Origin of the sequence: Lichenifustis flavocetrariae (assembly GCF_026130545.1) — a bacterium.
GTDB classification, from domain to species: domain Bacteria; phylum Pseudomonadota; class Alphaproteobacteria; order Rhizobiales; family Beijerinckiaceae; genus Lichenihabitans; species Lichenihabitans flavocetrariae.
In genome coordinates this window covers 148,612-172,131 of sequence record NZ_JAMOIM010000006.1, presented here as the reverse complement: position 1 = coordinate 172,131, position 23,520 = coordinate 148,612, and the positions used below count along the sequence as shown (strand labels likewise).

Here is a 23,520-nt window from a genome sequence, read left to right as displayed (position 1 = left end):
CTGAGTGATCAGGACGGAAAACGGATCGCCTCTCTGTCACTCACGACGGCGTCTCGCCGTTCCGTCGAAGCAGGAACACAGCCTGTTCGCCCCAGATGTTCCACACCCACCAGGGTGTCGATTCCCGCATGAGCCGCCCCGACCGGTCGACCACGACGCCACGCTCCACCTTGGCGCCGATGGTCGCCACCAGTTCCAGAAAATCACGGACCGTGCAGAAGTGGATGTTCGGTGTATCGAACCAAGTGTAGGGCAGCTTGTCGTTCACCGGCATGCGACCCCTGAAGGCCACATCGAAGCGAACGCGCCAGTGCCCGAAGTTGGGAAAAGACACGATCGCGCGCCGGCCGATCCGCAGCAGGTTTTCGAGGACGACCTTGGGCCGGCGCGTGGCCTGCAGGGTCTGGCTGAGGATGACATAATCGAAGGCGTCGTCAGGATAGGCATCGAGATCCGTATCGGCATCGCCTTGGATGACAGAAAGGCCTTTGGCCACGCAGTCATTCACACCTTTTTGAGACAGTTCCAGCCCGCGCCCGTCCACGTTCCGCGTGTCGGCGAGAAGGCGCAGCAGAGCGCCATCCTCGCACCCGAGGTCGAGCACTCGGCTGCCGGGCGCCACCATGTCGGCCACCAGACGGTGATCCTGACGCACGGCTTCCGGCGCGATCGGCGCCGGCCGCGACACACCCGGCTTGGCGCCCGAGATGCGGGATTTCATGGTCAGCCGAGTCCCCGGGCGCGCCCCGCCGCATCCAGGAACCCGCGCGAGGTCGCGACAAGGTCCGGAATGTCGAGCAGAAAGGCGTCATGGCCTTTGTCGGTCTCGATTTCCACGAAGGACACCGAAGCCCCCCCGGCATTCAGCGCATGCACGATCGCGCGCGAGTCGGAAGTGGGGAACAACCAATCGGACGTGAAGGACACCACGCAAAACCGCGTGCTCGTCCCTTTGAAGGCCTTGGCCAGCACGCCGCCGTAATCCGCCGCGAGATCGAAATAATCCATCGCCCGGGTCATATACAGGTAGCTGTTGGCGTCGAAGCGTTCGACGAAGCTGCGGCCCTGGTAGCGCAGATAGCTTTCCACCTGGAAATCGGCATCGAACGAGAAGGTGGGCGCAGCGCGATCCTGCAGCTTGCGGCCGAACTTGGCGTGTAACGCCTGATCAGACAGGTACGTCACATGCGCCGCCATGCGGGCCACCGAAAGTCCCTTCTCGGGCCGGGTCTCGCAATCGATGTAGCGGCCACCGCACCAATCGGGATCCGCCATGATGGCCTGTCGGCCAACCTCGTGAAACGCGATGTTCTGGGAGGAATGACGGGCCGCGGTGGCGATCGGCATCGCGGAGAAGACGCGCTGCGGGAACAGCGCGGCCCACTGCAGCACCTGCATGCCGCCCATCGAGCCGCCCGCCACGCAAAACAGCGAGTCGATGCCGAGATGATCGACCAGCATGCTTTGCGCCCGCACCATGTCCCGGATGGTAACGATCGGCATGTCGAGGCCGTAAGTCCGACCATCGGGTCCACGCGAGGCGGGACCCGTGGTCCCAAGGCAGCCGCCGACGACATTGGAGCAGATGACGAAATACCTGTCCGTGTCGATCGGCTTGCCCGGACCAACCAAGACATCCCACCAGCCGGGTTTGCCGGTGAGCGGATGCACATTGGCGACGTGCTGGTCGCCAGTCAGTGCATGACAGACAAGCACAGCGTTGCTATGGGCCGCGTTGAGCTGACCATAAGTTTGATACGCGATCGTCAGGGGCGCGAGAGCGACGCCTGAATCCATTCGCAGGAGTTGATCGGTTGGGAACGTGACCACGAAGCTCGTGGGCGTGTGAGTTTCCCGTTGATGATCGATACGAGTGGCGGCGAGCGAAGCCACGGCGGTCCCTCAAACGCGTTCGGTATACCGAACATATTGTTTGAAAGATTGGACCCGACCCTATGCGAAGTCAAGACGAACTCCGCGCGCCACCCTCCGACCAGGTCGAAGGGCGGGATATTCCTACCGGGTTTAACGGGAGGCCTTGTAGAGCTTCGTGGCGATTTCGAACATTTCCTCGGGCGCGTAATCCGGCGTGAAGGCCGAGGCAACACCCGTCAGATCATGGATCTTGCCACCTTCCGGCATCCCTTCCACCACTTCCAGTTCGACCGGCGGATCGCCCGGGAGAGCCTGCTCGCCATTGCCCCAGATGCCCGACATCTTCTTGTAGTCATTGGGGCTCCAGGTGTAGAGCCGGCGATGCGACCCTTCATCGAGGTATTTCTGGCACTCGGGGATCTTCGACAGGTTGATGTTCGGGGTCGGCAGCATCTTTTCGATCTCGACGCCGGTAATCTGCTTGAGCGCCAGCGCATAGGCATGGGCATGGACCGAACCGCGAACCAGAAGATAACCACAGACTTCGCGGCCGGTCGGCTCTTTCATGGTTTCGTACACGCGGAGCTTATGGATACGCGCACCGCATTCGAGGTGGAAATTGTGCAAGAGATCGACCACCACATTGCCGGTTGTGGTGACGAAATCCATGTTCCAGGAAGCCCCGTTGCTGTTCATGGGCATGGCGCCGCCGCCATTCGAGAGAAACGACGCCGCCAGCCGGATGTCCTGCATGTCGGCGAAGGGCGCATCCGAAATGTCGGCGCCCCCTTTCTCGTTCTTCGGATTGTCGGGGCCATTGGCCAGCATGGCGATGCCGTTTGCAACGAGCTCGACGTGGCCAAGTTCTTCAGCCGTAATGCTGGCAACCAGATTGTAAAAAGGCTTCAGCTTTGACTTACTTCGAAAGTTAAAGCTCTGATACATATAGTTGTTCAGGGTCGACATTTCTCCATACTTGCCTCCCATCAGCTCCTGAAGTGCTGCCGCCGCATTGGGATCGGCTTTTTTAGGCGCTGGAAGCTCTGCCTGAAGCTTGTCGACTCGCATGAACATATGCGTTTTCCTTTCGATGGATCTCTCGACCAACGTCTCATGGTGAGATCGGGTCCGGCGCCATCGAAGGGTGCGTCAACCTGAACCGGCCGCGGTTAGAACAAGATCCTTGCCAAAAGGCGTGGTCCAACCGACATGCCGGGTCTCTGCGCGGCTCTCGCCCGCAGAGACCCGGCGGTCAGGAATTCTGGGGCTCGGCCTGGCCGATGCTGGGGCGCCCCGTGATGCTCGGCTTGCTCTGCAGGGCGCGGTGGAGCGCGAACATCCGCTGCATCTGGACCTCGATCGAGTAGGGCTTTACGAGGCCATGGATCTTCATGGGATCGAGGGAACCGGCCGCCAGCGCATCGCGCAGTGTCACAAAGGCCGCAACGAGATCGTCAAGGCAGGACGCATCCGGATCGGTCCGCTCGATCAGGTGACCGCTCAGTCCGGGAACGATGAGCGGATCGTATTGCGGCAGCCGGATCGCCGCGAAAGGACGTCCGATCGAGAGCATCTCGAGAAGATAGCACGGCATGCCTTCGAAGAAGGAGGTGAGGATACCGGCATGGCATCCCGCCATGATGCGCGCCACCTCGGCGGCGGGTTGGTAGCCATGCCGAACCGTGAAGGACTCGATCGCCGCGAACTCGGCATAGCGGCTCGGATCGGTGGTCCCGACATAATGGAACTCAACCTTGCCCTCGAGCCGTGCCTGCAGCCCCGCGAGCACGCGGAACATGAGCGGTGGATCCTTGAAACTGTCCAGCCGGCCCGCGAACATGACACGGAATGTCCCATCCCAGATCGGAAACGGCTTCGGGGCAAAGACTGACGTGTCGACCGATACGGTCATCACTTCGGCGCGCCGCGCGACATCGGGATAGAGACGCTCCAGTCGGCGGACGATATTGGGGTTCACGCACAAGATGCGCCGGGCGAGATGAAGGGCCAGCCATTCATTGGCGCGGTGGATGAACCAGAAGCGCTTGATCAGGCTGTCCATGGCCTGGCTCTTGTCCCCCTCGCCATGCACCATCTGGACGGCCGGCAATCCGATCAGCCGGGCCGGGGTTGCGAATTCAAAACGCTGCAGGTCGACCGACGCTCCCCTGACTCCACTGGCGCGTCGGATTGCCCGCAGGTGTCGCAGGATGCCACAGGCGAACCGGAAGGTCGTCGATTGCCCGATGCTCTTGCCAGGCAGGTTGATGGCCGCGGCATCGATCCGTGCCACCGGCAGGAAATCGATCTGCCGATGTGCGATCCTGACGGACTTGACGACACCGAGCGGGCTGTCGCCGAACTCGTCCACGCCGACGAACAGGATCGAGAAGTCGTCCGGGTGGCGGGCGAGGATCTGCCGCACATGGGTCTCGATGCCCCCGAGCTTCGATCCGCGTGGATCCATCGGATGCATCACGCAAAGCCGGAAAGGAGCCGCAACCTCTGCCTTGACGTCCCGGCTCCAGGCTCCGGCGGACCCGGTCGGGTTCGGATCGGCCACTGGTGGTGTGGGACGCATCATCATCTGCCCGAGGAACAGGGCGCATTCGGCATAGCGCCGCCCCAGGCGCCTGGGTTCGCTCAACAGGCGCCAGAACCATTCGAAATTGGTGGCTTGCACGAAGTGCGGCGCCCGCTTCTGACGTCCGGACACGAAGTCGAGTGCCGCCCCGATGCAGAGGAAGCCGATGCCCGGAAATCGTGCCGCCATCGCGTCGGCAAAGATCTCCTGCTTCGGGGCACCGAGTGCGAGAAAGCAGAGGCGGGCACCCGACTGAGAAATCCGCTCGGCCATTTCGAAGGCTTCGGACGACGTGGGGACGAAGCCCATCGGGGGCGCTTCCATCCCGCGAATGTCGAGGCCGGGGAAGCGCTTCATCAGCGCCGCAGCGGCTGCGGCCAGCGAGTCGGAAGAGGAGCCGAACAAATAGATCGGAATGTTCTCGCGTTCCGCGGCAGCACAGACAGGAATCACGAGATCGGCGCCCGTCACGCGATCCACCTGGGCGCCTTGACGCCGAGCGGCGGCGGCGACCGGCCAGCCATCGGCGCTGACCAGCGTGGCCCGCGCATAGGCAGCCTTAAAGTCGAGGTCACGGTGCCGTTTGACCAGATGGTCGAGGTTCAGCGTGAATAACGTAAACCCCTCATCCTGACGGCACAGCTCGACGAGTCGCGCCACAAGGTTCTGCATCGACGCGACATTGATGATCTGGTTGTCGACGACCGCCAGCGGAGCTTCAACGCACCTGACAGACATGATCCATTCCGGTTCAAGACTTTTCGCCCTAAACCATGCGCGTCACTGCCAGCAAAGGCTAGGTATCCGCCCTTGTATCTTGCTGTCTAAGGCAAATTCTGACTTTGATGAAGGTCAGAAAATCGGCACTATTCTTTCAGGAATGTTTAGCAGAAATTTATTAAACCGCCTTAACCCTTCCGGTTTGCCTCGCATTGCACAAGGCGGCCTTGCAGCGCAGCAATCACCCGCGCCCTGTCGGTCTCGGCGGCAGCGTTCCAGCGGGCCAGATTGTCGGCCGCGAATCGTACGTGGCGGGCACGCCAATCGGGTCCGGCCAGGGCCTGGCTGATCGCCTGCGCGGCTCCGCCAGGGTCGGCCGGATCAACCAGGAGGCCGCTGTCGCCCAAGACTTCACGGAACACGGCCCCTTGCGGGGCGATCACTGGAAGCCCAGTATATTGGGCTTCCAACAAGGGAAGGCCAAGACCCTCATCATGCGAAGTCGAGAGGAGGGCGTCGGCCTCCTCGATCAGCCGACGGGCCGCCTCGGCGGGTTGGTACCCATGCAGCCTAATGCCAGGATGTGCCGCAAGAGCCGCGAGGTCGACGCCCCAGCCGGGCCGGCCCACGATGTCGAGCGTGGCCCCGGGATGGCTGGTGTTCCGGAGCGCGGCCAGGATCGCCGCCGCCGCGGCGAGGTTCTTGCGGGGCTCCACGGTGCCGACCGCGATCAGCTTCAATGCCCCGGGCGGGGCGGGCCGCGTCACCCGGTCGCCAACCGCGATGTCGAACACGTTCCGGACGCGGGGTCGATACAGCAGGATGTCGGCATCGGCCCGGCAGAACCGCCGCAAATCGTCGGCGGTGGCTTGCGAGTTCACCAGGAACAGCCGGCCATGTTCCACCGCGAAACGGAACGGGGTCACCATGTAGAGCTTGGCGCGGCGGTTCAAATCTTGCGGCCGCGTGAGCAGAAACAGATCGTGGATATAGGGGATGACCCGATCGCCGCCGGCCAACATCAGCGGGATCGAGGGCGGAAAGCCCGGGCAGAGGACCAGCGACGACCTGTCCCGCAGCGCCCGCCAGGGCAGATCCGTGTTCTGCCGCAGCATCATGGATTTGCGCCCCCCGGCTCGGACGGGCACGATCGGCAAGGGGGCCAAAGCCGCGGTTGAAAAGAGTTCGAGCGTGATCCGCTCCAGTCCCGTCACATGCCGGCCGCAATGGGTCTCATCGACATAGATGCGAGCGGGCGCACTCACGACACAGCCCAGCCGCGCTGGACATCCGGCATGCGCCACGTCGCTTGCGCCGCGCCGCGTGGCATGAGGATGAGAAGAACGGTCACGAATTGGCCCAACATGGTGGTTTTCGCGGAAAGGCTGATCGAGGTCGAGATGATGCTGATGAAGAAGGCGAGGGACACCCAGGCCAGCGGCCGGGTGCGGCGCATGATCTCGGCCGTGAAGCCCGCGAGGCCCACGAAGAATATGAACGAGGGGAAGACGCCGTAGAAGAACAGGAATCCAAGCCAGAAGCTCTCGATGCCCACCTCGATACCGAGCAGGTGTTGCAGCGAATCGAGGTAGTCCCGGGCCGGGCCGAAGAGAAGGTCCTGCCAGGACATGAAGGCGAAGAGGTCGAAGATGATGCCGCGCGCCTTGGCGCTGCCATTGTCGTCGACGAACCGGTCGAGGATCACGTCGAAGAACCCCGAATTCGCCAAGGCCGCCAAGGCGGCCACCGCGAGTGGGACGACCAGCAGCGCCAGGCCAGCCACACGGATGTCGATCTGTCGCCCAGCCAGAAAGCGCAGGGTCCAGACGAACGACGTCACGGCGAGGCACAGCAAGGTCATGACCAAGGCGGTGCGGCCCCCGAACGCCGCCAGAGCGACGAGTTGCAGGCCGAGTGCCGGCAGCCGCCAGCCTTCCGGCAACCGCCGACCGCCACCCGTCATGAGGACCACGGCATAAAGGCCCGCCATCGCGGCGCTGGCCAGAGGATGGCCCAGGAAGCCCACCGCCCTGGTCTCGGCCTCGGTCACGCCTGAGCCGTCCGCGATTTCAAGAGGGATGAGCCGCCAGCCGCTGACATATTCGACGATCCCCAGGACCGCATTGATGGCCACAAACCCGTGCAAGAGGGCTTCGAGCCGATCCTTCCAGTTCTCGTCGAGATCCACCAGGACAGGGAGAAGGAGGGCCGGCACGAGAAACGTATCGATCAGCGGCGTGAAGGGCGCTTGCTGGACAGTGATGATATAGACAATCAGGAACGTCGTGGTGGCCAGGAACACCACCATGCCGGGAAACCTGCCGATCGCGCTCCTCACCCATGCGAGCGGTGTCCCGCTTTGCAGTGCGGCCCCCGCAAGACCGAGCAGAATGAGATCGCTTCCGGGATGCACCTTTTCCCAAGGGGCGCCAATCGGCGTCGAGTAGCCCAGCCCGAGGATGTCGAGAAGCCCCGGCGGGACGAGCAGCGTCAGCAGGATGCCGGCCAGCGTCGCGGCCGCCGGCCAGCCGGAAATGGGCCACGACGTCACGCGGCCGCGCTCGCCGGGTCGCGCAGGATGATCGGCGACGCCACCACGGCCGTGACGGCGAGCGGGCCTGGCAGGTTCAAGCGATCGACCGCGGCCTCCAACTCGGCGCGCGCCGTCCCGGGCGCCGCTACGATGAGCATCTGGTGCGCCGAGATCGCGACCTCCCGCAGGCGTCCGGTCTCCGGCAGAGGCGGACCGTCGAACACGATCACGTCGAAATGACCGCGCAACCCTTCGATGTGGCGGACACCGTCGAGGTCGCGCATCCGCTCCGTGACGCGCGCCTCATCGGCGAGCCTCGGGACCAGCCCGATCGACTCTCCCGACGCGGTCGCGCTGCGGTAGCAGATGCGGGTGTGTCCGCTAAGATCGATGAGGTCGGCCTGGGCGCCCGGCTCGATGAGGTCGCGCAGGAGCGTCCGCCCGTTGTCGGCATCGACGACGATCGCCCGCAGGTTCAGTTCTGCGGCCCGGGCCGCGATGCCAAGCGCAAGAGCTGTGCGGGCCTCGTTGCCAGGTTCCGAGGTGACGACGATCGAGGCGATCCCGTGCAGGCTGTCGTCCCGCCGAAAATCGATCGGCAAAGCCGCGATGGCTGCCAGGAAAGCCGGATCGGCCTCCTCTCCAGGCATCGTTCCCGCGGTCGGCCACAAGGTGCGCAGGCGGTCGACAAGCCAGGGACGGCTTTCCACAGGCTCGTGCACGCCGAACGGCGACGGCACCACCCCGATCATGACGAGGTCCGAGACGGGTGCCGTCGCGGCCCGATCCGGTCCTGAGGCAGGCTCCCGCACGGCCGGGAGCGCGCGCCGTTTGGTCAGCGTCTCGGCCACCAGAGCAATGCCGACCCCCAAGAGAACCCCGGTGATGCCCGCCAGCGCCAGCACCGCGAGGGTTTTGGGCGAAGAGGCCGAAGTGGGCGTATTGGCAGGCGCGATCAGCCGGCCGATGGGTGCGTCGGCCGCCTGTTCCTTGACGGTGTCGCGCGCCCGCAGGAAGCGATCGTAGACGGCCCGGCGGGCTTCGACGTCGCGCTGCAACTCGTCGAGTTTGACGCGGTCCTCGTTGGAGGTTGCGGTGACGGCCTTGAGACCCTGCACCTGGCTCTCCAACATCCCGACATTGGCTTGGGCGGTCTGATATTCGTTGGCAAGCCCCGCTTCGATGCGCCGGAGTTCCTCGGCGATCAGGCGGCGGACGTCCCGCAATTGCTGGTCCGATTCGAGCAGGGCCGGATGGCGGGCCCCGAGGGTTTGCCGCAACGTGGCTTGCTGGCGGCTGATCTCCGCGTATTGGGAGCGCAGCTTGTCGATGGCCGGCGACTTCAAGGCGTCAGGTAGGGTATCGGCGGCGCGTCCCGATGCGATGACGCGCTCGATCTGATCGAACCGCGATTTGGCGTCGGCAGCCTTGGTGCGCGCCTGGACAAGGCCGGTGGCCGCCTCGGACAGATCCTGTTCGTTCAGCATCTTGCCGTTGACATCGATGATACCGTGCTCACGCCGGTAGGTCTCGGCCCGTGTTTCGGCCGCTTGCAGTCCCGCCTGCATCTCTTTGACCTGCGACAGGATCCAGTCACTGTCGCGGCTCGCCGCCTCGTTGCGGGCCGCTTGCTGATCGGCAAAATACGCATTCGCCACCGCGTTGGCGAGGCGGGCGGCTTTTGCAGGATCGTGCGACTTGACCTCGATATCCGCGATATAGGTCCGCTCCGACCGTTTTACCGCGATACGATCCGCCAGCGCGCCGACCGCGCGGGCGATCGGGTCCTCGCGCTTCGTGTCGGACTGCCCCCCCAAACCGAGGGCAGCCATGAGGCGTGTGCGAAGCCCCGGTGCTGTCGACACGAACTCGTCGTCCGTGGCGAGCTTCTCGCCCGTCACGACACGCCGCAACACGGAGTCGGACGAGATCAACCGGACCTGGCTCTCCACCAGGATGGCATCGGGATAGGAATTCAGGCTGGCGGCGCTGCCGTCACCCACCGGCTGGCGGCTGCGGGCATCGATCAGGATCGAAGCCACCCCGGTGTAGAGGCGCGGCGCGACCGCGAGATAGGCGAGCGCGAGGCCGAGGACCACGAGGGTCACGGCCACGACCGTCAGCCAACGGGTCCGCACGATGCCGAGAATGTCGCCGAGATCACCGCGCCGCCGGTCGTGCGAGCCAGCAAGAAGGCTATCGGCCGCCACGAAGGCACCGTCCTCACCCACGGGGTCGGCGACACGTTCGGCAGATCCCTTCGCGACGCGCATGGTGCGACATATCCTGGTTCGGCTCTGGAGCCGGCCGAAGCCGACCGCGCCAGTGGGACAGGCTGCTGCGCCCGAACATCCATGACGCAAGCCTTAACAAACATGTCTTACAAAAGCTTAAGCGCTGCGGGGAAAGTGAAGCCGGGCCTCTAGCTCGCGGCGCGCTTGTCGAAAGCCGCCGCCATGGCGGTCCACAGGGGTTTTCGCCGCCCTGCTTCATCGAACGGGAGGGGACGCGGCATCCGGGTCGCGGTCGGGTCTTTCGCCAGCACGTCACGGTAGTAGAAGCTGCAATTGTCCTGCAGTTCCCACGTCACCAGCATCTTCACGGCCGGAACCGCCAGCACCGCATCGAGGAAGGCGGTCGCGCGTGCCGCGGCCATCGCGTCCCGCGTCGCAATGGCCTCCGGAAAACCGACGTCGTTCACGTCGAATTCGGTGATGTGCAGGTCGACGCCCGTCGCGGCGAGATCCCGCAGAAACGCCACGAAATGCGCGTCGTCATGCGGCAGGCTTGGCTGGAGATGGCCCTGCAGTCCGACGGCATCGAGCGGGACCCCGTCATGCCTGAGCGTGGTCACGAGCCGCGCGAGGCACGGTCGGATGCCGTTGCCCCAGCTGTTTTCCAGCTCGCAGTGGGCTTCGTTGATGCAGATCTTGACGTGCGGATCGATCGCCCGCACCCGCTTCAAGGCGCGCGGAATGTAACCAGGTCCGAGCGCATTGTACCAGGGTCCCTGTCGATATCCGCCCGGCTTGCCGTGATCCGGCCAGAAGGGTTCGTTGACGACATCCCAGTAATGAATCCGGCCGGCATAACGGCTGACGACCGTGTCGATATGTTCGTCGAAGATCCGCTCCACTTCGCGCGCCGAGCAGCGGTTGAGCCAGTCGCCATTGTATTCGTTCCAGATCAGGGTATGGCCGCGCACCTTTAGATCCTTGCGCCGCGCCCATCCGATGAGCGTATCCGCAGGCTCGAACGCGAAAACTTCGCGCGACGGCCGCAGCGACGCGAATTTAAGGTCGAGGTCGGTGGTGATGAGCCGCGTCTCCCGCTCGTAGAGCGTCCTTAGCTCCGGCATCGTCCAGTTCTCGGCCGTGATGGCCGCGCCATAGACCAATCCGGCCCGTGCCGCATGCTCGCGCAGGCTCGCTGCCGCGGGCAGCGTCGTTGCGGCGTGGCTTGGCGCAACGCATGGCAGCGCGGCAGTGGCGGCAAGCCCGCTCAGAACGGCGCGGCGCGTGGAAAGAGACATGGGCCCTTCCTCCTAGTGGCGGGGTCGGCCGTCCCGAAGCGGGACTGGTCGGCGCTTAGGTCGGCAGGCAGCAAAGGGCATGCCGGGCTCGACCGCCGGCGCGGGTCGCGACCCCACAATCGTAAAATGATCGCGGACCGATTCACGCTCCTCTGACCACTCCGGGGAAAAGGCCTCCGCCGTTTCCTCCCTTTGAATAATTTGCGGCCACAACGGCCTTTGCGCCTGTTCTCTCCGCGGAAAACTTCGCTCATGCCGACCGACCCCATCTTTACCAGTTTCGAGCCCCGTCACGTCGACCTCTGGGGCCAGACGCCCCTGCGCCTGTCGCATCGACTCGACCGCTCGGAGCTCTTCTCCAACGAGGCACTCGGAGCCCTCATCGATCATTATCCACGCGACGGCTACAGCCTCGTGCAATGGGGTGAGCAGGGCACGGAGCGGGGCTCCTGGCGTGAGGGCGAACTCGGCGGCATGCCCGGGATCGAAGCCATCGAGGCCGTCGCGCGGTCGCGCATCTGGATCAACCTGCGCGACGTGGGCGCCGTCGATCCGCGTTACGCCGCGCTCCGCGATGCCATCTTCGCCGAATTGCGAGCCCACATGCCCGACTACGGCATGTACGGGGAGAAGATCGGCATTCTGATTTCCTCACCGGGCTCGCGGACCCTCTACCATGCCGATCTGCCGGGCCAATGCCTGTGGCAGATGCGGGGCGTCAAGCGGGTCTACGTCTACCCGACCGCGCCGCCCTTCATTCGTCCCGAACATGTCGAGGGCATCGCGCTATCGGGCGTGGAGGTGAACATGCCTTATCAGCCCTGGTACGACGAGCACGCGACCGTCTATGACCTCGAACCCGGCCAGATGCTGCACTGGCCGCTCAACGCCCCCCATCGGGTCGACAACCACGACTGCCTCAACGTGTCGATGACGATGGAATATTTCACCGACGAGATCCGGCGCAGCCATATGGTGACGGTGGCGAACGGCATCATGCGCCACAAGTTGGGACTCGCACCGCAGAGCCGCGCCACGTCCGGGCCGGGTTTCTGGGCCAAGGCCGTGTTCCAAAAAGCCCTGAAGAACACACCCTGGGTCAAGCGCGAGAACAAGCCCCGCAAGCCGTCGACCTTCATGCTCGACCGCGCGCGTCCCGGGGTCATCATCGAACTGCCGCGGCAGGCGGCCGAATAGGCGGGCCGGAGGATGAACAGCACCGAAGCCTCCCTCGGCCAAGCCCTTCCGGCTGAGGCACGGCGCGGCGGCGTGGCCCTTACCGCGGCGGCGTTCGATGATTGGACCTCCGTCGAAGCGCGGTGGGAGCGCCTCACGGCCCATGCCGACGCGCTGCCGTTCCAGCGCACCGCCTGGCTGCGGGCTTGGTACCGCCATTGCGCGGGCCCCGACATCACGCCCCTCATCGTGATCCTGCAGGAGGCGCTGACAGGCACCGACGTTCTCGGGCTCGGACTCGTTCGCCTGCGCGAGGGCGGCCGCCATGTCATCGCCTTCGCGGACTGCGGTCTGACGGATTACAATGCGCCAGCCCTTGGACGGCGCTTCCCGGACGGTCTCGATCCGAACGAACTCTGGGCCGCGCTTCGTCAAGCGCTCCCCCGGGCCGACCTGCTTCGCTTCGAGAAGATGCCGCTGACGGTCGACAGCCGGGCCAATCCGCTGGCGACGCTGCCGGGCGCCAGTCCGTCCAAGTTCATCGGCAACATTCTCCACGTTCCGGGTACATGGGACGAGTGGCACTGGGGGCTTGAACGCACCTTCCGGAAGGAATTGGAACGCTCGGCGCGCGTGTTCGAGAAACATCCCGGGGCCACGTTCCGTCGCTACGCTGCGGGGCACGAGGCGGAGCGCGTCTACGCCGAACTCGAACGGTTGCAACGGGAACGCATCGCCGAACTCGGCCTGCCCTACGCTCTCGACGCCGAACCGGCGCGCAGCTTCTATCGCGCGATCGTCACCGAGGGGTTGCGCGACGGCACGGCCATTCTCACCGCGCTGACGATCGGCGACGAGGTCGTGGCGGCGCTTCTCGGCCTCACCGACGGCACGCACTACGCCATGACGCGGCTGGCGACGCCCGGCCCGCAATGGAAGAATTTCTCACCCGGCCGGATGGTGATCGAGCGCACCATGAAAATGCTGCATGCCGAGGGGTTTCGGGCCTTCGACTTCACCATCGGCGACTACAGTTACAAACGCAGGATCGGCGTCACGCCTCTGGCCATGTGCGAGCTGCATCAGGCGCTATCGATGCGTGGGTGGGCTTCGGCCACCTCGACACGATGGCGTGCCTGGGCGCGACAAAACGACAGACTTCGCCGGCTGGTGCAGAGTGTCAGGGGGACGAAACCCGAGACTGTGTCGCACTGAGGGTTGACGAGTGCCGTGCATGGCATAGTGACAACCCCGTGGCGCTTGGCCTTGACGATCGGCAGGTGACTTGACCGCACCGACCTGCGAAAGTGCGAGTCTCATAATCACATGCGCCGGAGGAGGAACGTCGGCATGTTCCGTTCGACTTTACGATCAAGCGTCCACGCCGCTGTCGCCGCCGCTCTTCTCACCGTAACGGCGGCCCCGGTCATGGCCCAAGAAGGCCGTGGCCCGCCGCCTGGACCGCAGGGACAGGGACAGCCGCCACAGCCCCAGAAGAAAAAGCATCACAGCGGCGTCGGGGCGGCCATCGGGGCCGGCGTTATCGGCGGTCTGGTGGGGGGTGCCATTCTGGGTAGCCAGGGGCAAGCCGCGCCTGCGTATCCGCCGCCGCCTGGCTATGACCCGCCACCGCCACCGCCACCGCCACCCCGTTACGGGCCGCCTCCCGCCGCCTATGATGCCGAAGCCGACGACGAACCGGTGTGCCACCTCGTGAGACGGCCGGTCTACGATGAAGATGGGCAAGTCGTCGATTACAGGACCCGTCGGGTCTGCAGATAGCCTCTCCCGACTAAACGAGGGGCGGATTGGGTGCGACCGCTTCGATGTCGGTCGCGAGCCACGTCATCGCGACTGTCTCCTAGTCGCTCCTCGATCGCCTCCCCGCCGTCGCGCGGCGAAGGATAGTGGAGAGTTGCTCGGCCGAATACGGCTTGTGCAGCAGCTCGAAACCGTGTGCCCCCTCTTCGGCGAGCACATGACTGTACCCGCTGGTCAGCACGACGGGCAGGTCCGGATGGCTGTTGCGGATCTGCTTGGCCATTTCGATCCCACTCATTCCCGGCATGACGACATCCGAGAACACGACATCGACAATCGTTCCGCCGTCGAGTTTGCTGAGAGCATCGGCGGCTGTCATGGCCCAGATCGTCTTGTAACCCAAATCCTGCAGCACCTGGGTCGAGAAGCGTCCGACCTCGACATTGTCCTCAACCAGCAGGACCCGCCGCCCCCCGCCGCCCGGCGCCAAGCCGGGTCTGGCCAGCCCCTCGGTCTTCTCGGGGTCGACCAACTCGATTTGCGGCAAGTAGAGCGTGAAAGTGGCGCCGCGGCCCGCCTCGCTCATGACGTCGACATCGCCGCCAGACTGTTTGGCGAAGCCAAACACCTGACTGAGCCCGAGACCCGTTCCCTTGCCAATGCCCTTGGTGGTGAAAAAAGGCTCGAAGATCCGGACGAGATCGCCAGTGGCGATCCCCTCGCCCGTATCGGTGATCGACACCGCCGCGAAGCGGCCGGTCGTTCCCGCATGACCGCGAATGGCCGGCATGGCGTCCGTCTGGACGAGACGCAGCGTGAGGGCGCCTTCGCCATCCATCGCATCCCGGGCATTGACGGCCATGTTGACGAGCGCCGTTTCAAACTGGCTGATGTCGGCGCGCACGAAACATGCCTCGTCTGGCAGTTGCGTGATCACCCGGATACGGGCGCCCGTCACCGCATCCAGCATGTCGGCGATGCCGGCCAGGCGTTCGCGGAGGTCGAACGCTTCCGGCTTGAGCGCTTGACGGCGCGCGAAGGCCAGGAGCTGCCCGGTGAGCTTGGCGGCCCGGTTGACCGTATCCGCGATGGCATCGATGTAGCGGCGACGTCGCTCCTCCGAAAGATTGGGCCGTCGCATGAGATCGACGGAGGACCGGATGACGGTCAGCAGATTGTTGAAGTCATGGGCGACGCCGCCGGTCAGCTGGCCGATCGCTTCCATCTTCTGCGATTGCCGCAGGGCCTCTTCGGCGTTCAACAATTCGTGGGTGCGCTGCGCGACCTGCTGCTCCAGCGACGCCGCGAGGTTGGCCAGGTTCTGCTCGGCGCGGCGGCGTTCGGCGGCGGCGCGCGTCCGCTCCGCCACTTCCTGTACGAACCGGACCTCGTCGTCGTGCCAGATCCGCGGCACGGCATTGTTGACGAACGTCAGGGCAACGAGGCGACCCTGTTCGATGATCGGCACATTGATCATGGCCTGCACCGCAGCGGCCTCGAGAGAGGTTGCGGAGCCGGCCGTCCGCGGATCGATCGCCGCATTGGACACAACGACGGTGTCACCCCGCTTCAGATCGTCGACGAAAGACCCGTAGTCGCGAAGATGCGCGGCTCCGGCCAGCGTGGCGACGAATGGGGCCGTCCAATCCCGAAGGACGACGATGGTGTCCGTCGCCGCGTCCACCTCGCCAAACCCTGCCCGCGTGACGCCGAGCGTCATGCCCAACACCTGCCCGGCCGCGAAGGACAGCTCTCCCGGGTCCTGGCTGTTGCGAAACAAGCCCCCGAGTTCGACCAGGGCCTGCCGCAAACGATCGGCCCGCTTCTGCTCGGTGAGGTCGATCGACACACCGCTCATCCGCAGCGGCCGGCGATCGGCGGCGTAGATCGGGCGCCCCCGCATTCCAACCCATCGGATATCGCCTGCCGGGGCGATACAACGATGGTCGATGTTGTAGTCGCCGCCCTGGGTCATGCTCTCGGCCAGGGCCGCGTCGACGCGGCCGCAATCCTCGGGATGGATGGCCGCGCGCAAATCCGCGAAGGTGAACGGCTTATCCGAGTCCCGTCCGTAATTTTCCTTGAAGGCAGGCGATGCACTCAGGGTTCCGGTTGTCAGATCGAGCGTCCAGGCTCCGAACCGCCCGGCCTCGAGAGCGAAGCGCAATTCGTTCTCGCGATCCTCCCGCTGCTCATGCGGCGAGGCGGCGGGCTCCGCCCTCGGGGCGGCTTCACGCCGTACGGAAGTGTCACGTCGCTCCCGCTCCGCCGTCACATCGGCCTGGCTCGCGACGAAATAGGACAAAGCGCCATCGGCATCATAGACGGGCGCTACGAGCAGACGATTCCAGAAGGACTCACCGGATTTGCGATAGTTGCGGATGTCGACTTCGATCTCGCGCGCCTCGCCGAGCGCTGCGCGGATGCGAGCCACCGTTTCCGGGTCGGTTTCGGCCCCCTGAAGCAAACGGCAGTTGCGGCCCAGAATCTCGGCGCGCGAATAGCCGGTGAAACTGCAGAATGCGTCGTTGGCAAACACCACGGGATTGTCGTGTTGGCGAGGATCGGTGATGATCATCGGCATGGGTGTGGCCAGGACCGCCGCCACAAACGGATCCGTGTTCCCAGCCACGCCAGCAAATTGAGCTGCGATCCGGCTCGCTTCGAGCGAGGCTTTGGTGCTCGCTCCGCGCGATGTCGAGAGCTCGGTCATGGTTCCGGGGGATAAACTGCGGGCCTGTGCGGCTCAAGCGATAAAGAGGGACTCAACCGCAGATCGTCAAGCCCGAGTCGTGTCCGGCTCACGACCCTTCCCGCCAAATGCACACCGGCGCGCTGTGGCCCTACACATCAAGATATCAAAATGCCCTCGCTCCATCGAGCGAGGGCATGTCAATTGGCAGCGATTGCCGGTTAGGCCTGCGCGGCGACGTCAGCGAGTGCCTTGACCCGCTTGGTCAGGCGCGACACGGTGCGCGAGGCGGTGTTCTTGTGGATCACACCTTTTTGAACCGAACGCATCACAACCGACTCGGTGGCCGTCAGAACGGCCTTGGCGGTTGTCGCGTCACCCGCCGCAATGGCTTCCTCGGCCTTTCTCAGCTGCGTGCGCATCGTGCTGCGGCGCATGCGGTTGATCCGCGTGCGGCGTTCGAGCTTGCGCACGGCCTTTTTTGCCGAGGAGGTATTCGCCATCGTCCTAAAATCCTGAAGCCGTCGGCTGCACGGCAGCCATCATCCGAAAAACGACAAGGCGCCCGAAGACGCCTGAGTGCCGCGCTCCTACCAGTTTTGGCCGGGCGACGTCAACACAATCTCGGCTGACGATCGAGCAAGCCCGCATCTGGCACGCGCATTGCCTGAAACGGCTACCCCTGACGCCGCGACAGCCTGCGGCGATGCTCCATGAGGCATCATCCTTGACGAATGGCGCTGCATCCGGTGTTAGGGCTCGTTCATGCGCGCTCGCGTTGCTCAAGGATTGATCATGAAGCCAAAGACCCGCCGGCTTTCCACGCTGGCCTCATCGCTGCTGCTGGCGGCCACAACGCTGTCCTCTGCCCAGGCCGCCGAGTCACGCGACGCGCTGATGAAAGAGCACCGCGGCGGCGTGATGAAGCTGAACGCCCATGGTTCGGCCGGCACGATCGACCCGATGATCAATTACGAACTGCAGTTCTGGCAATTGCTCAGCATGACCAACGACGGGCTGCTGGCCTTCAAGAAAGTGGACGGCGCGGCCGGCAATACCATCGTGCCCGATCTTGCCGAGGAACTCCCCAAACCCGAGGACGGCGGTAAGACCTATGTGTTCAAGCTGCGCCCCGGCCTCAAATTCTCGACCGGCAAGGAGATCACCACCGCCGACGTGGTCGCCTCCTTCGAGCGCATCTTCAAGGTGTCGAGCCCGACGGCGGGCTCCTTCTATAACGGCATCGTGGGCGCCGAGGCGTGCCTGAAGGATGGCGCGACTTGTTCGCTCAAGGACGGCGTGATCGGCGACGAGAAGGCCCATACGGTCACGTTTCACTTGACGACGCCGGATGCTGAATTTTTTGACAAGCTGGCCGTGCCGCATGCCTCGATTCTGCCGGCCGACACGTCCCCGAAGGATCTCGGCACGACACCGGCCGCCGCCACCGGGCCGTACATGATCCAAAGCTATGACCCGGACCATGGCATGAAGATCGTCCGCAACCCGAACTTCAAGGAATTCAGCGTCGACGCCCAGCCGGATGGTTATATCGATGAATTCGACTACAACTTCGGCCTCGACGATCAGGCGGGCCTGACGGCTGTGCTCAACGGACAGGCGGACTGGACCTTCGACGATCCGCCGAGCGACCGCCTGGGCGAACTGGGGACAAAATACGCCAAGCAGGTGAAGGTCCACACGTTGTCGGCCTATTATTATGTGCCCATGAACGTGAACCTGCCGCCCTTCAACAACGCGAAGGCGCGTCAAGCCGTGGCTTACGCGGTGGACCGTAAAGCGCTCGTGGGCATCTTCGGTGGCCCGAACCTGGCCGCGCCGCTCTGCCAGCATCTGCCGGTCGGCATGGCGGGCTATGAGCCCTATTGCCCCTTCACCAAGAGCCCGGGCACAAAATGGACCGCGCCCGATATGGAGAAGGCCAAGCAACTCATCGAGGAATCCGGCACCAAAGGCCAGAAGGTGACGCTGATCGGCGACGACAAGGCGATCCCGAAATCCATCGCGACCTATATGCAGGGCGTGCTGCGCGACCTCGGCTATGACGCGAGCCTCAAGACGGTCTCGCACAACATCCAATTCACCTACATCCAGAACACCAACAACAATGTTCAGATCAGCGTGACCGATTGGTACGCTGACTATCCCGCTCCGTCGGACTTCCTGAACGTGCTCTACGGCTGCGACTCGTTCCACCCGGCTTCGGATTCCTCGATCAACATCTCGGGGTGGTGCGACAAGAAGGTCGACGGCGACATGAAGCAGGCCCTGGCGACAGCCGTGACCGACCCGAAGGCGGCCGACGTCATGTGGGCGAAGATCGACAAGGAGATCACGGATGCGGCTCCGGCCGCCGCCCTCTTCCAGCCCAAGCGCGTCGACGTCATCTCGACGCGAGTCGGCAACTTCATGTTCAACGACAGCTTCCACATGCTGTTTTCACAAGCCTGGGTGAAGTAAAGCCGATCCCGTGACCCTCATCACCGAAGCCGTCGCGCCTCCCGCGGCGGCGGCACCCGGGCGGGTCCAGGTCAGTCGCGGCCCCTGGGCCACCGCCTTCCGCAAGCTCCGCCAGGACAAGGCCGCCATGACGGCGCTCGGTGTTCTTGTCCTGATTGTCGTCGTCTGCTTGATGGCGCCACTCTATGCGACCTACGTGTCGAAGACCGACCCGTTCAGTTCCAACCTGAGCGGCACCATTACGGTCAACGGCGAGGACGTCGCCGTAATGCAGGCCGAGACGGAGGGGCTCGGCCTCGGCACGACACCGATCGGCCCGACCTATACGGGCGCCTATTTCTTCGGCGCCGACACGCAGGGCCGGGACGTGATGGCGCGCCTGCTTTACGGCGGCCAAAACTCGCTGCTCATCGCCGGCTCCTCGACCGTGCTGACTCTGGTGCTGGCCGGCCTTGTCGGCATCGTGGCGGGCTTCTTCGGCGGTTGGGTCGACATCGTGCTGTCGCGCCTGCTCGACATCATGTGGGCCTTTCCGGTCTTCCTCCTCGCGATCTCGCTCTCGATCGTCACCATCTCGCACGGCCTCGTCATCGGCCCGATCACGATCTCGTCGGACAGCTTGCTGCTGCCGATCCTGATCATCGGCCTCATTTTCATCCCTTACGTGGCGCGGCCGATCCGCGGGCAAGTTCTCCAGCTGAAGCGCAGCGAGTTCGTGCTTGCCGCCATCGGCCTCGGCGTGCCGCAGCGCCGCATCCTCGTGGTCGACATCCTGCCCAATGTGGCCTCGACCCTCATCGTCTTCGCGCCGCTCACCATGGCGCTCAACATGATCACCGAATCCTCCCTGTCCTTCCTGTCGATCGGCGTGCAATCCCCGGCCGCTTCGTGGGGCACGATCATCGAGGACGGCCAGGGCCTGCTCTACACGCGTCCGCTCGTGGCCGTGCTGCCCGGTATCGCGGTGGTGATCACCGTCGTGGCCCTGAATGTCTTCGGCGACGGCGTGCGCGACGCGCTCGATCCCCGGGCCAAGCTCCGCGTGAAAGACTGATGGGCTTCATCCTCCTCCGCCGCCTCGGTGAGATGCTGTTCGTCATGGCCGGCATCTCGGTCCTGGTGTTCCTCATCTTCTTCGTGACGCCCGGAGCCGATCCAGCCGCCCGCATCGCGGGCCGCAACGCTTCGCCCGAGGTGCTCGCCGCGGTGCGTCACGATTTCGGCTTCGACCAGCCCATATGGGTGCAGTATCTGCTGCTGATGAAGCGCCTGTTCATCACCGGCGACCTCACCTCTTTCGTCAATCGTGGCCAGAAGGTCATCCCCTCGATCCTGGAGGCCCTGCCGATCACCTTTTCGCTGCTGCTCGGCGCGGCGGTGCTCTGGGTGGTGGTGTCGATCCTGATCGGCGTTACGGCGGCCATGATGCGGGGCACCTGGGTCGACAAGACCCTGATGGTGCTCGGCCTCATCGGCGTCTCCATGCCGGTCTTCTGGGTCGGCGAGGTCGCGAACCTCATCACGCAGAGCCGCTACCATGACACCTGGCTGTTCTCCTGGGTGCCGGCGCTCGGTTATGTGCCGCTGACGCAGGACCCGTGGGGCTGGTTCAAGGCCCTGGTCGTGCCGTGGATCACGCTGGCGATCCTCTACATCGGACTCTATGGCCGGGTGCTGCGCGCGAGCCTCGTCGAGGCCTACCAGGAGGACTTCATCCGTACGGCGCGCGCCAAGGGCCTGAGCGAACGGCGTATTCTCATCCGCCACGCGCTGCGCACGTCGCTCGTCACCTTCGTGTCTCTATTCGGGCTCGACTTCGGGGCGCTTGTCGGCGGCGGCACGCTGCTCGTCGAATATGTCTTCGGCCTGCAGGGCGTGGGCTTCCTCACCTTCAACGCCTTCGGCAACCTCGATCTCCCGATGATCATGGCGGCCGTGATGTATGCGTCCGTCTTCGTGGTCGGTGCCAATGCGGTCGTCGACATCCTCTACGCCACCCTCGACCCACGCGTGAGGACCAGCCGTGCTTGACCGGACGCCTTCCGAACCGCTGCTGAGCGTCGACAGCCTGACGGTCTCGTTCCGCACCGAGCACGGGCTCATCACGGCGGTCGACAAGGTGTCGTTCGCGATCCGGCCCGGCGAACTCGTGTCGCTCGTCGGTGAATCCGGATCCGGCAAGTCGCTGACCTCGCTCGCCGTGATGGGCCTCATCACCGACCCGAACGCGATCCTGACCGGCTCGATCCGCTACAAGGGCCGCGAACTCGTGGGCCTCTCGCGCCACAAGCTGCAGGCCGTGCGGGGCAACGAGATCGCCATGATCTTCCAGGACCCGATGAGCGCCATGACGCCCGTCTACACGATCGGCTGGCAGATCGCCGAGCAGCTGCGTGCGCATCGCAAGCTGACCAAAAAACAGGCCCGCACCCGCGCCATCGAGCTGCTCGCCGAGATGGGCATGCCCTCGCCCGAGGTGCAGGTCGACCGCTACCCGCACCAGCTGTCGGGTGGGATGCGGCAGCGGGCCATGATCGCCATGGCGCTCTCCTGCGACCCCTCGCTGCTGATCGCCGACGAGCCCACCACCGCGCTCGACGTGACCGTGCAAGCTCAGATCCTGCGGCTGATCGAGCAATTGCAGCGCAACCACGGCTCGGCCGTGATCCTCGTCACCCATGACATGGGCGTCGTGGCGGAAGTCGCCGATCGGGTGATGGTCATGTATGCAGGGCGCATCGTCGAGGAAGGCCCGAAAGAGCCCGTCTTCATGCATCCGGGCCACCCCTATACCGAGGGTCTGCTCCGCTCCATCCCACCCATGCATGGCGTCCGGCCGCATCGGCTCATCGCGATCCCGGGCGCCCCGCCCTCCCCGGCCAACCGACCGCCCGGCTGCCGCTTCTCCCCCCGCTGCGCCTACCGCTACGAGCCCTGCGGCATCGATCCTCCGCTGTTCCGCAAAGAGCAGCAGGATATCGCGTGTTACCGGGCGGAGGCGCTGCTCGAGCCGGTCGGGGTACAGCGCCCATGAATGCGTGCTTCCCTTTTGACCGCGACGAAAATCGCCGTGTTTCCTTCGCCCCGCTCGCGGGGAGAAGGGATAGTCCGGCTTCCATATGTACGGCAGCGAGGCTCGGCCCATGACCTCGGCCCCGCTCATCGAGGCCAAGAACCTCAGCATGCATTTCAAGCTGGGCGGCCGCTTCTCGCCCGGCGGGCCGCAGGTGTTGCGTGCGGTCGATGATGTGTCGCTAACGGTGCAACGCGGCGAGACGCTGGGCCTCGTCGGGGAATCCGGTTGCGGCAAGTCGACCCTCGGCCGCTGCCTCATGCGCCTCTACCGGCCGACCGGCGGGACGGTGCTGTTCGAAGGCCGCGACATCACGGCGACCGGCAATCGGGCTTTACGTCCCTTGCGCCCTCGCATGCAGATGGTGTTTCAGGACCCTGCTTCCTCGCTCAACCCGCGCCGCCGGGTTGGCGACCTCGTGGCCGAGCCCCTGAAGGTGCATCCCGGACCGGACGGGAAAGCGCACAGCCGGGCCGAGATCCGCGCCCGTCTCGTGGAACTGATGGACCTGGTCGGTCTGCAGGCCGACCACCTCGACCGCTACCCGCATGAATTCTCGGGCGGCCAGCGCCAGCGCATCGGCATCGCCCGCGCACTCGCGCTGAACCCCGCGCTTGTGGTGGCGGACGAATCGGTCTCGGCCCTCGATGTCTCGGTCCAGGCGCAGATCGTCAATCTGTTCATGGACCTGCAGGACCGGCTCGGGATCACCTATGTGTTCATCGCCCATGACCTCAGCGTCATCCGGCAGATGTCACGCCGCACCGCCGTCATGTATCTCGGGGCCGTGGTCGAGACGGGGTCGACCGACACGATCTTCGCCCAACCGGCCCATCCCTACACGGGCGCGCTGATTTCAGCCGTCCCGGTCCCGGATGTGAGCGGAGCGAGGCGCGAGCGTATCATTCTTCGCGGCGATGTGCCGAGCCCGCTCAAGCCGCCGCCTGGCTGCCGCTTCCACACCCGCTGTCCGAAGGCCCAGGACCGCTGCCGGGTCGAACCACCCCTGCTGCGCCCGATGACGGGGGGCCAGTTGGCCGCGTGCCACTATCCCTTGGTCTGAAGCTGGACCGGCCGAGATCGATCCACCTGA

The 23,520-nt window shown here is 64.7% G+C and carries 18 protein-coding genes; 8 read left to right on the top strand and 10 right to left on the bottom strand.

Annotated features, from left to right (window positions below; all coding sequences use genetic code 11):
- Positions 1–40: 40 nt before the first annotated feature.
- The 8 genes from metW to M8523_RS11375 all read right to left on the bottom strand — a co-directional run bounded on the left by metW (position 41) and on the right by M8523_RS11375 (position 11,244).
- A complete protein-coding gene (gene metW, locus M8523_RS11410) occupies positions 41–721 on the bottom strand; it encodes a methionine biosynthesis protein MetW (RefSeq protein ID WP_282584989.1) in 681 nt (226 codons plus the stop codon).
- A gap of 2 nt (positions 722–723) precedes the next feature.
- Entirely contained in the window at positions 724–1,893 is a 1,170-nt protein-coding gene (gene metX, locus M8523_RS11405; RefSeq protein ID WP_282584988.1) for a homoserine O-acetyltransferase MetX, read from the bottom strand.
- A 132-nt stretch (positions 1,894–2,025) separates the two neighbouring features.
- Positions 2,026–2,949 (bottom strand): manganese catalase family protein, encoded by a 924-nt coding sequence (locus tag M8523_RS11400; protein ID WP_282584987.1) that lies wholly within the window; start codon positions 2,947–2,949, stop codon positions 2,026–2,028.
- A 178-nt stretch (positions 2,950–3,127) separates the two neighbouring features.
- Positions 3,128–5,197, bottom strand: coding sequence for a WecB/TagA/CpsF family glycosyltransferase (locus tag M8523_RS11395; protein WP_282584986.1), 2,070 nt, complete (start codon positions 5,195–5,197; stop codon positions 3,128–3,130).
- A gap of 170 nt (positions 5,198–5,367) precedes the next feature.
- Complete coding sequence (locus M8523_RS11390; RefSeq protein ID WP_282584985.1) at positions 5,368–6,444, bottom strand: glycosyltransferase; 1,077 nt, start codon at positions 6,442–6,444, stop codon at positions 5,368–5,370.
- Positions 6,441–7,730: a VpsF family polysaccharide biosynthesis protein gene (locus tag M8523_RS11385; protein WP_282584984.1), complete on the bottom strand. Its 1,290-nt coding sequence runs from the start codon at positions 7,728–7,730 to the stop codon at positions 6,441–6,443. The genes M8523_RS11390 and M8523_RS11385 overlap by 4 nt, the downstream gene beginning before the upstream one ends.
- The gene (locus M8523_RS11380) at positions 7,727–9,985 is read right to left on the bottom strand and encodes a GumC family protein (RefSeq protein WP_282584983.1); all 2,259 of its coding nucleotides are present in this window, start codon (positions 9,983–9,985) and stop codon (positions 7,727–7,729) included. The genes M8523_RS11385 and M8523_RS11380 overlap by 4 nt, the downstream gene beginning before the upstream one ends.
- 149 nt (positions 9,986–10,134) lie before the next feature.
- Positions 10,135–11,244, bottom strand: a complete 1,110-nt coding sequence (locus M8523_RS11375) for an endo-1,4-beta-xylanase (protein WP_282584982.1) — start codon at positions 11,242–11,244, stop codon at positions 10,135–10,137.
- Positions 11,245–11,496: 252 nt separating this feature from the next.
- On the opposite strand from M8523_RS11375, the gene M8523_RS11370 reads away from it, so the two are divergent.
- From M8523_RS11370 to M8523_RS11360, 3 genes are all read left to right on the top strand, one after another.
- Positions 11,497–12,441 (top strand): hypothetical protein, encoded by a 945-nt coding sequence (locus M8523_RS11370; protein WP_282584981.1) that lies wholly within the window; start codon positions 11,497–11,499, stop codon positions 12,439–12,441.
- Positions 12,442–12,453: 12 nt separating this feature from the next.
- Positions 12,454–13,635 (top strand): GNAT family N-acetyltransferase, encoded by a 1,182-nt coding sequence (locus M8523_RS11365; protein ID WP_282584980.1) that lies wholly within the window; start codon positions 12,454–12,456, stop codon positions 13,633–13,635.
- A gap of 135 nt (positions 13,636–13,770) precedes the next feature.
- Positions 13,771–14,202 carry a hypothetical protein gene (locus M8523_RS11360; RefSeq protein ID WP_282584979.1) on the top strand — a complete coding sequence of 144 codons (432 nt, stop codon included), beginning with the start codon at positions 13,771–13,773 and terminating at the stop codon, positions 14,200–14,202.
- A 79-nt stretch (positions 14,203–14,281) separates the two neighbouring features.
- Here M8523_RS11360 and M8523_RS11355 read toward each other — a convergent pair whose 3' ends face one another.
- Positions 14,282–16,894, bottom strand: coding sequence for a PAS domain-containing protein (locus tag M8523_RS11355; protein WP_282584978.1), 2,613 nt, complete (start codon positions 16,892–16,894; stop codon positions 14,282–14,284).
- 200 nt (positions 16,895–17,094) lie between these two features.
- Complete coding sequence (rpsT, locus tag M8523_RS11350; protein ID WP_282584977.1) at positions 17,095–17,376, bottom strand: 30S ribosomal protein S20; 282 nt, start codon at positions 17,374–17,376, stop codon at positions 17,095–17,097.
- A gap of 292 nt (positions 17,377–17,668) precedes the next feature.
- Between rpsT and M8523_RS11345 the strand changes: the two genes are divergently transcribed.
- From M8523_RS11345 to M8523_RS11325, 5 genes are all read left to right on the top strand, one after another.
- A complete protein-coding gene (locus M8523_RS11345; RefSeq protein WP_282584976.1) occupies positions 17,669–19,354 on the top strand; it encodes an ABC transporter substrate-binding protein in 1,686 nt (561 codons plus the stop codon).
- 10 nt (positions 19,355–19,364) lie between these two features.
- Entirely contained in the window at positions 19,365–20,408 is a 1,044-nt protein-coding gene (locus M8523_RS11340) for an ABC transporter permease (RefSeq protein WP_282584975.1), read from the top strand.
- Positions 20,408–21,385 (top strand): ABC transporter permease, encoded by a 978-nt coding sequence (locus M8523_RS11335; protein WP_282584974.1) that lies wholly within the window; start codon positions 20,408–20,410, stop codon positions 21,383–21,385. Before M8523_RS11340 ends, M8523_RS11335 begins: the two co-directional genes overlap by 1 nt.
- On the top strand, positions 21,378–22,388 hold the full coding sequence (locus M8523_RS11330) for an ABC transporter ATP-binding protein (RefSeq protein ID WP_282584973.1): 1,011 nt from the start codon (positions 21,378–21,380) through the stop codon (positions 22,386–22,388). The genes M8523_RS11335 and M8523_RS11330 overlap by 8 nt, the downstream gene beginning before the upstream one ends.
- Positions 22,389–22,497: 109 nt before the next feature.
- Positions 22,498–23,490 (top strand): ABC transporter ATP-binding protein, encoded by a 993-nt coding sequence (locus M8523_RS11325; RefSeq protein WP_282584972.1) that lies wholly within the window; start codon positions 22,498–22,500, stop codon positions 23,488–23,490.
- Positions 23,491–23,520 lie beyond the last annotated feature (30 nt).

Bases quoted from the DNA above. Each gene is read 5' to 3' on its own strand.
- metW (WP_282584989.1), bottom strand. From the start codon at position 721: ATGAAATCCCGCATCTCGGGCGCCAAGCCGGGTGTGTCGCGGCCGGCG.
- M8523_RS11400 (WP_282584987.1), bottom strand. From the start codon at position 2,949: ATGTTCATGCGAGTCGACAAGCTTCAGGCAGAGCTTCCAGCGCCTAAA.
- M8523_RS11395 (WP_282584986.1), bottom strand. From the start codon at position 5,197: ATGTCTGTCAGGTGCGTTGAAGCTCCGCTGGCGGTCGTCGACAACCAG.
- M8523_RS11380 (WP_282584983.1), bottom strand. From the start codon at position 9,985: ATGCGCGTCGCGAAGGGATCTGCCGAACGTGTCGCCGACCCCGTGGGT.
- M8523_RS11375 (WP_282584982.1), bottom strand. From the start codon at position 11,244: ATGTCTCTTTCCACGCGCCGCGCCGTTCTGAGCGGGCTTGCCGCCACT.
- M8523_RS11370 (WP_282584981.1), top strand. From the start codon at position 11,497: ATGCCGACCGACCCCATCTTTACCAGTTTCGAGCCCCGTCACGTCGAC.
- M8523_RS11365 (WP_282584980.1), top strand. From the start codon at position 12,454: ATGAACAGCACCGAAGCCTCCCTCGGCCAAGCCCTTCCGGCTGAGGCA.
- M8523_RS11360 (WP_282584979.1), top strand. From the start codon at position 13,771: ATGTTCCGTTCGACTTTACGATCAAGCGTCCACGCCGCTGTCGCCGCC.
- M8523_RS11355 (WP_282584978.1), bottom strand. From the start codon at position 16,894: ATGACCGAGCTCTCGACATCGCGCGGAGCGAGCACCAAAGCCTCGCTC.
- rpsT (WP_282584977.1), bottom strand. From the start codon at position 17,376: ATGGCGAATACCTCCTCGGCAAAAAAGGCCGTGCGCAAGCTCGAACGC.
- M8523_RS11345 (WP_282584976.1), top strand. From the start codon at position 17,669: ATGAAGCCAAAGACCCGCCGGCTTTCCACGCTGGCCTCATCGCTGCTG.
- M8523_RS11335 (WP_282584974.1), top strand. From the start codon at position 20,408: ATGGGCTTCATCCTCCTCCGCCGCCTCGGTGAGATGCTGTTCGTCATG.
- M8523_RS11325 (WP_282584972.1), top strand. From the start codon at position 22,498: ATGACCTCGGCCCCGCTCATCGAGGCCAAGAACCTCAGCATGCATTTC.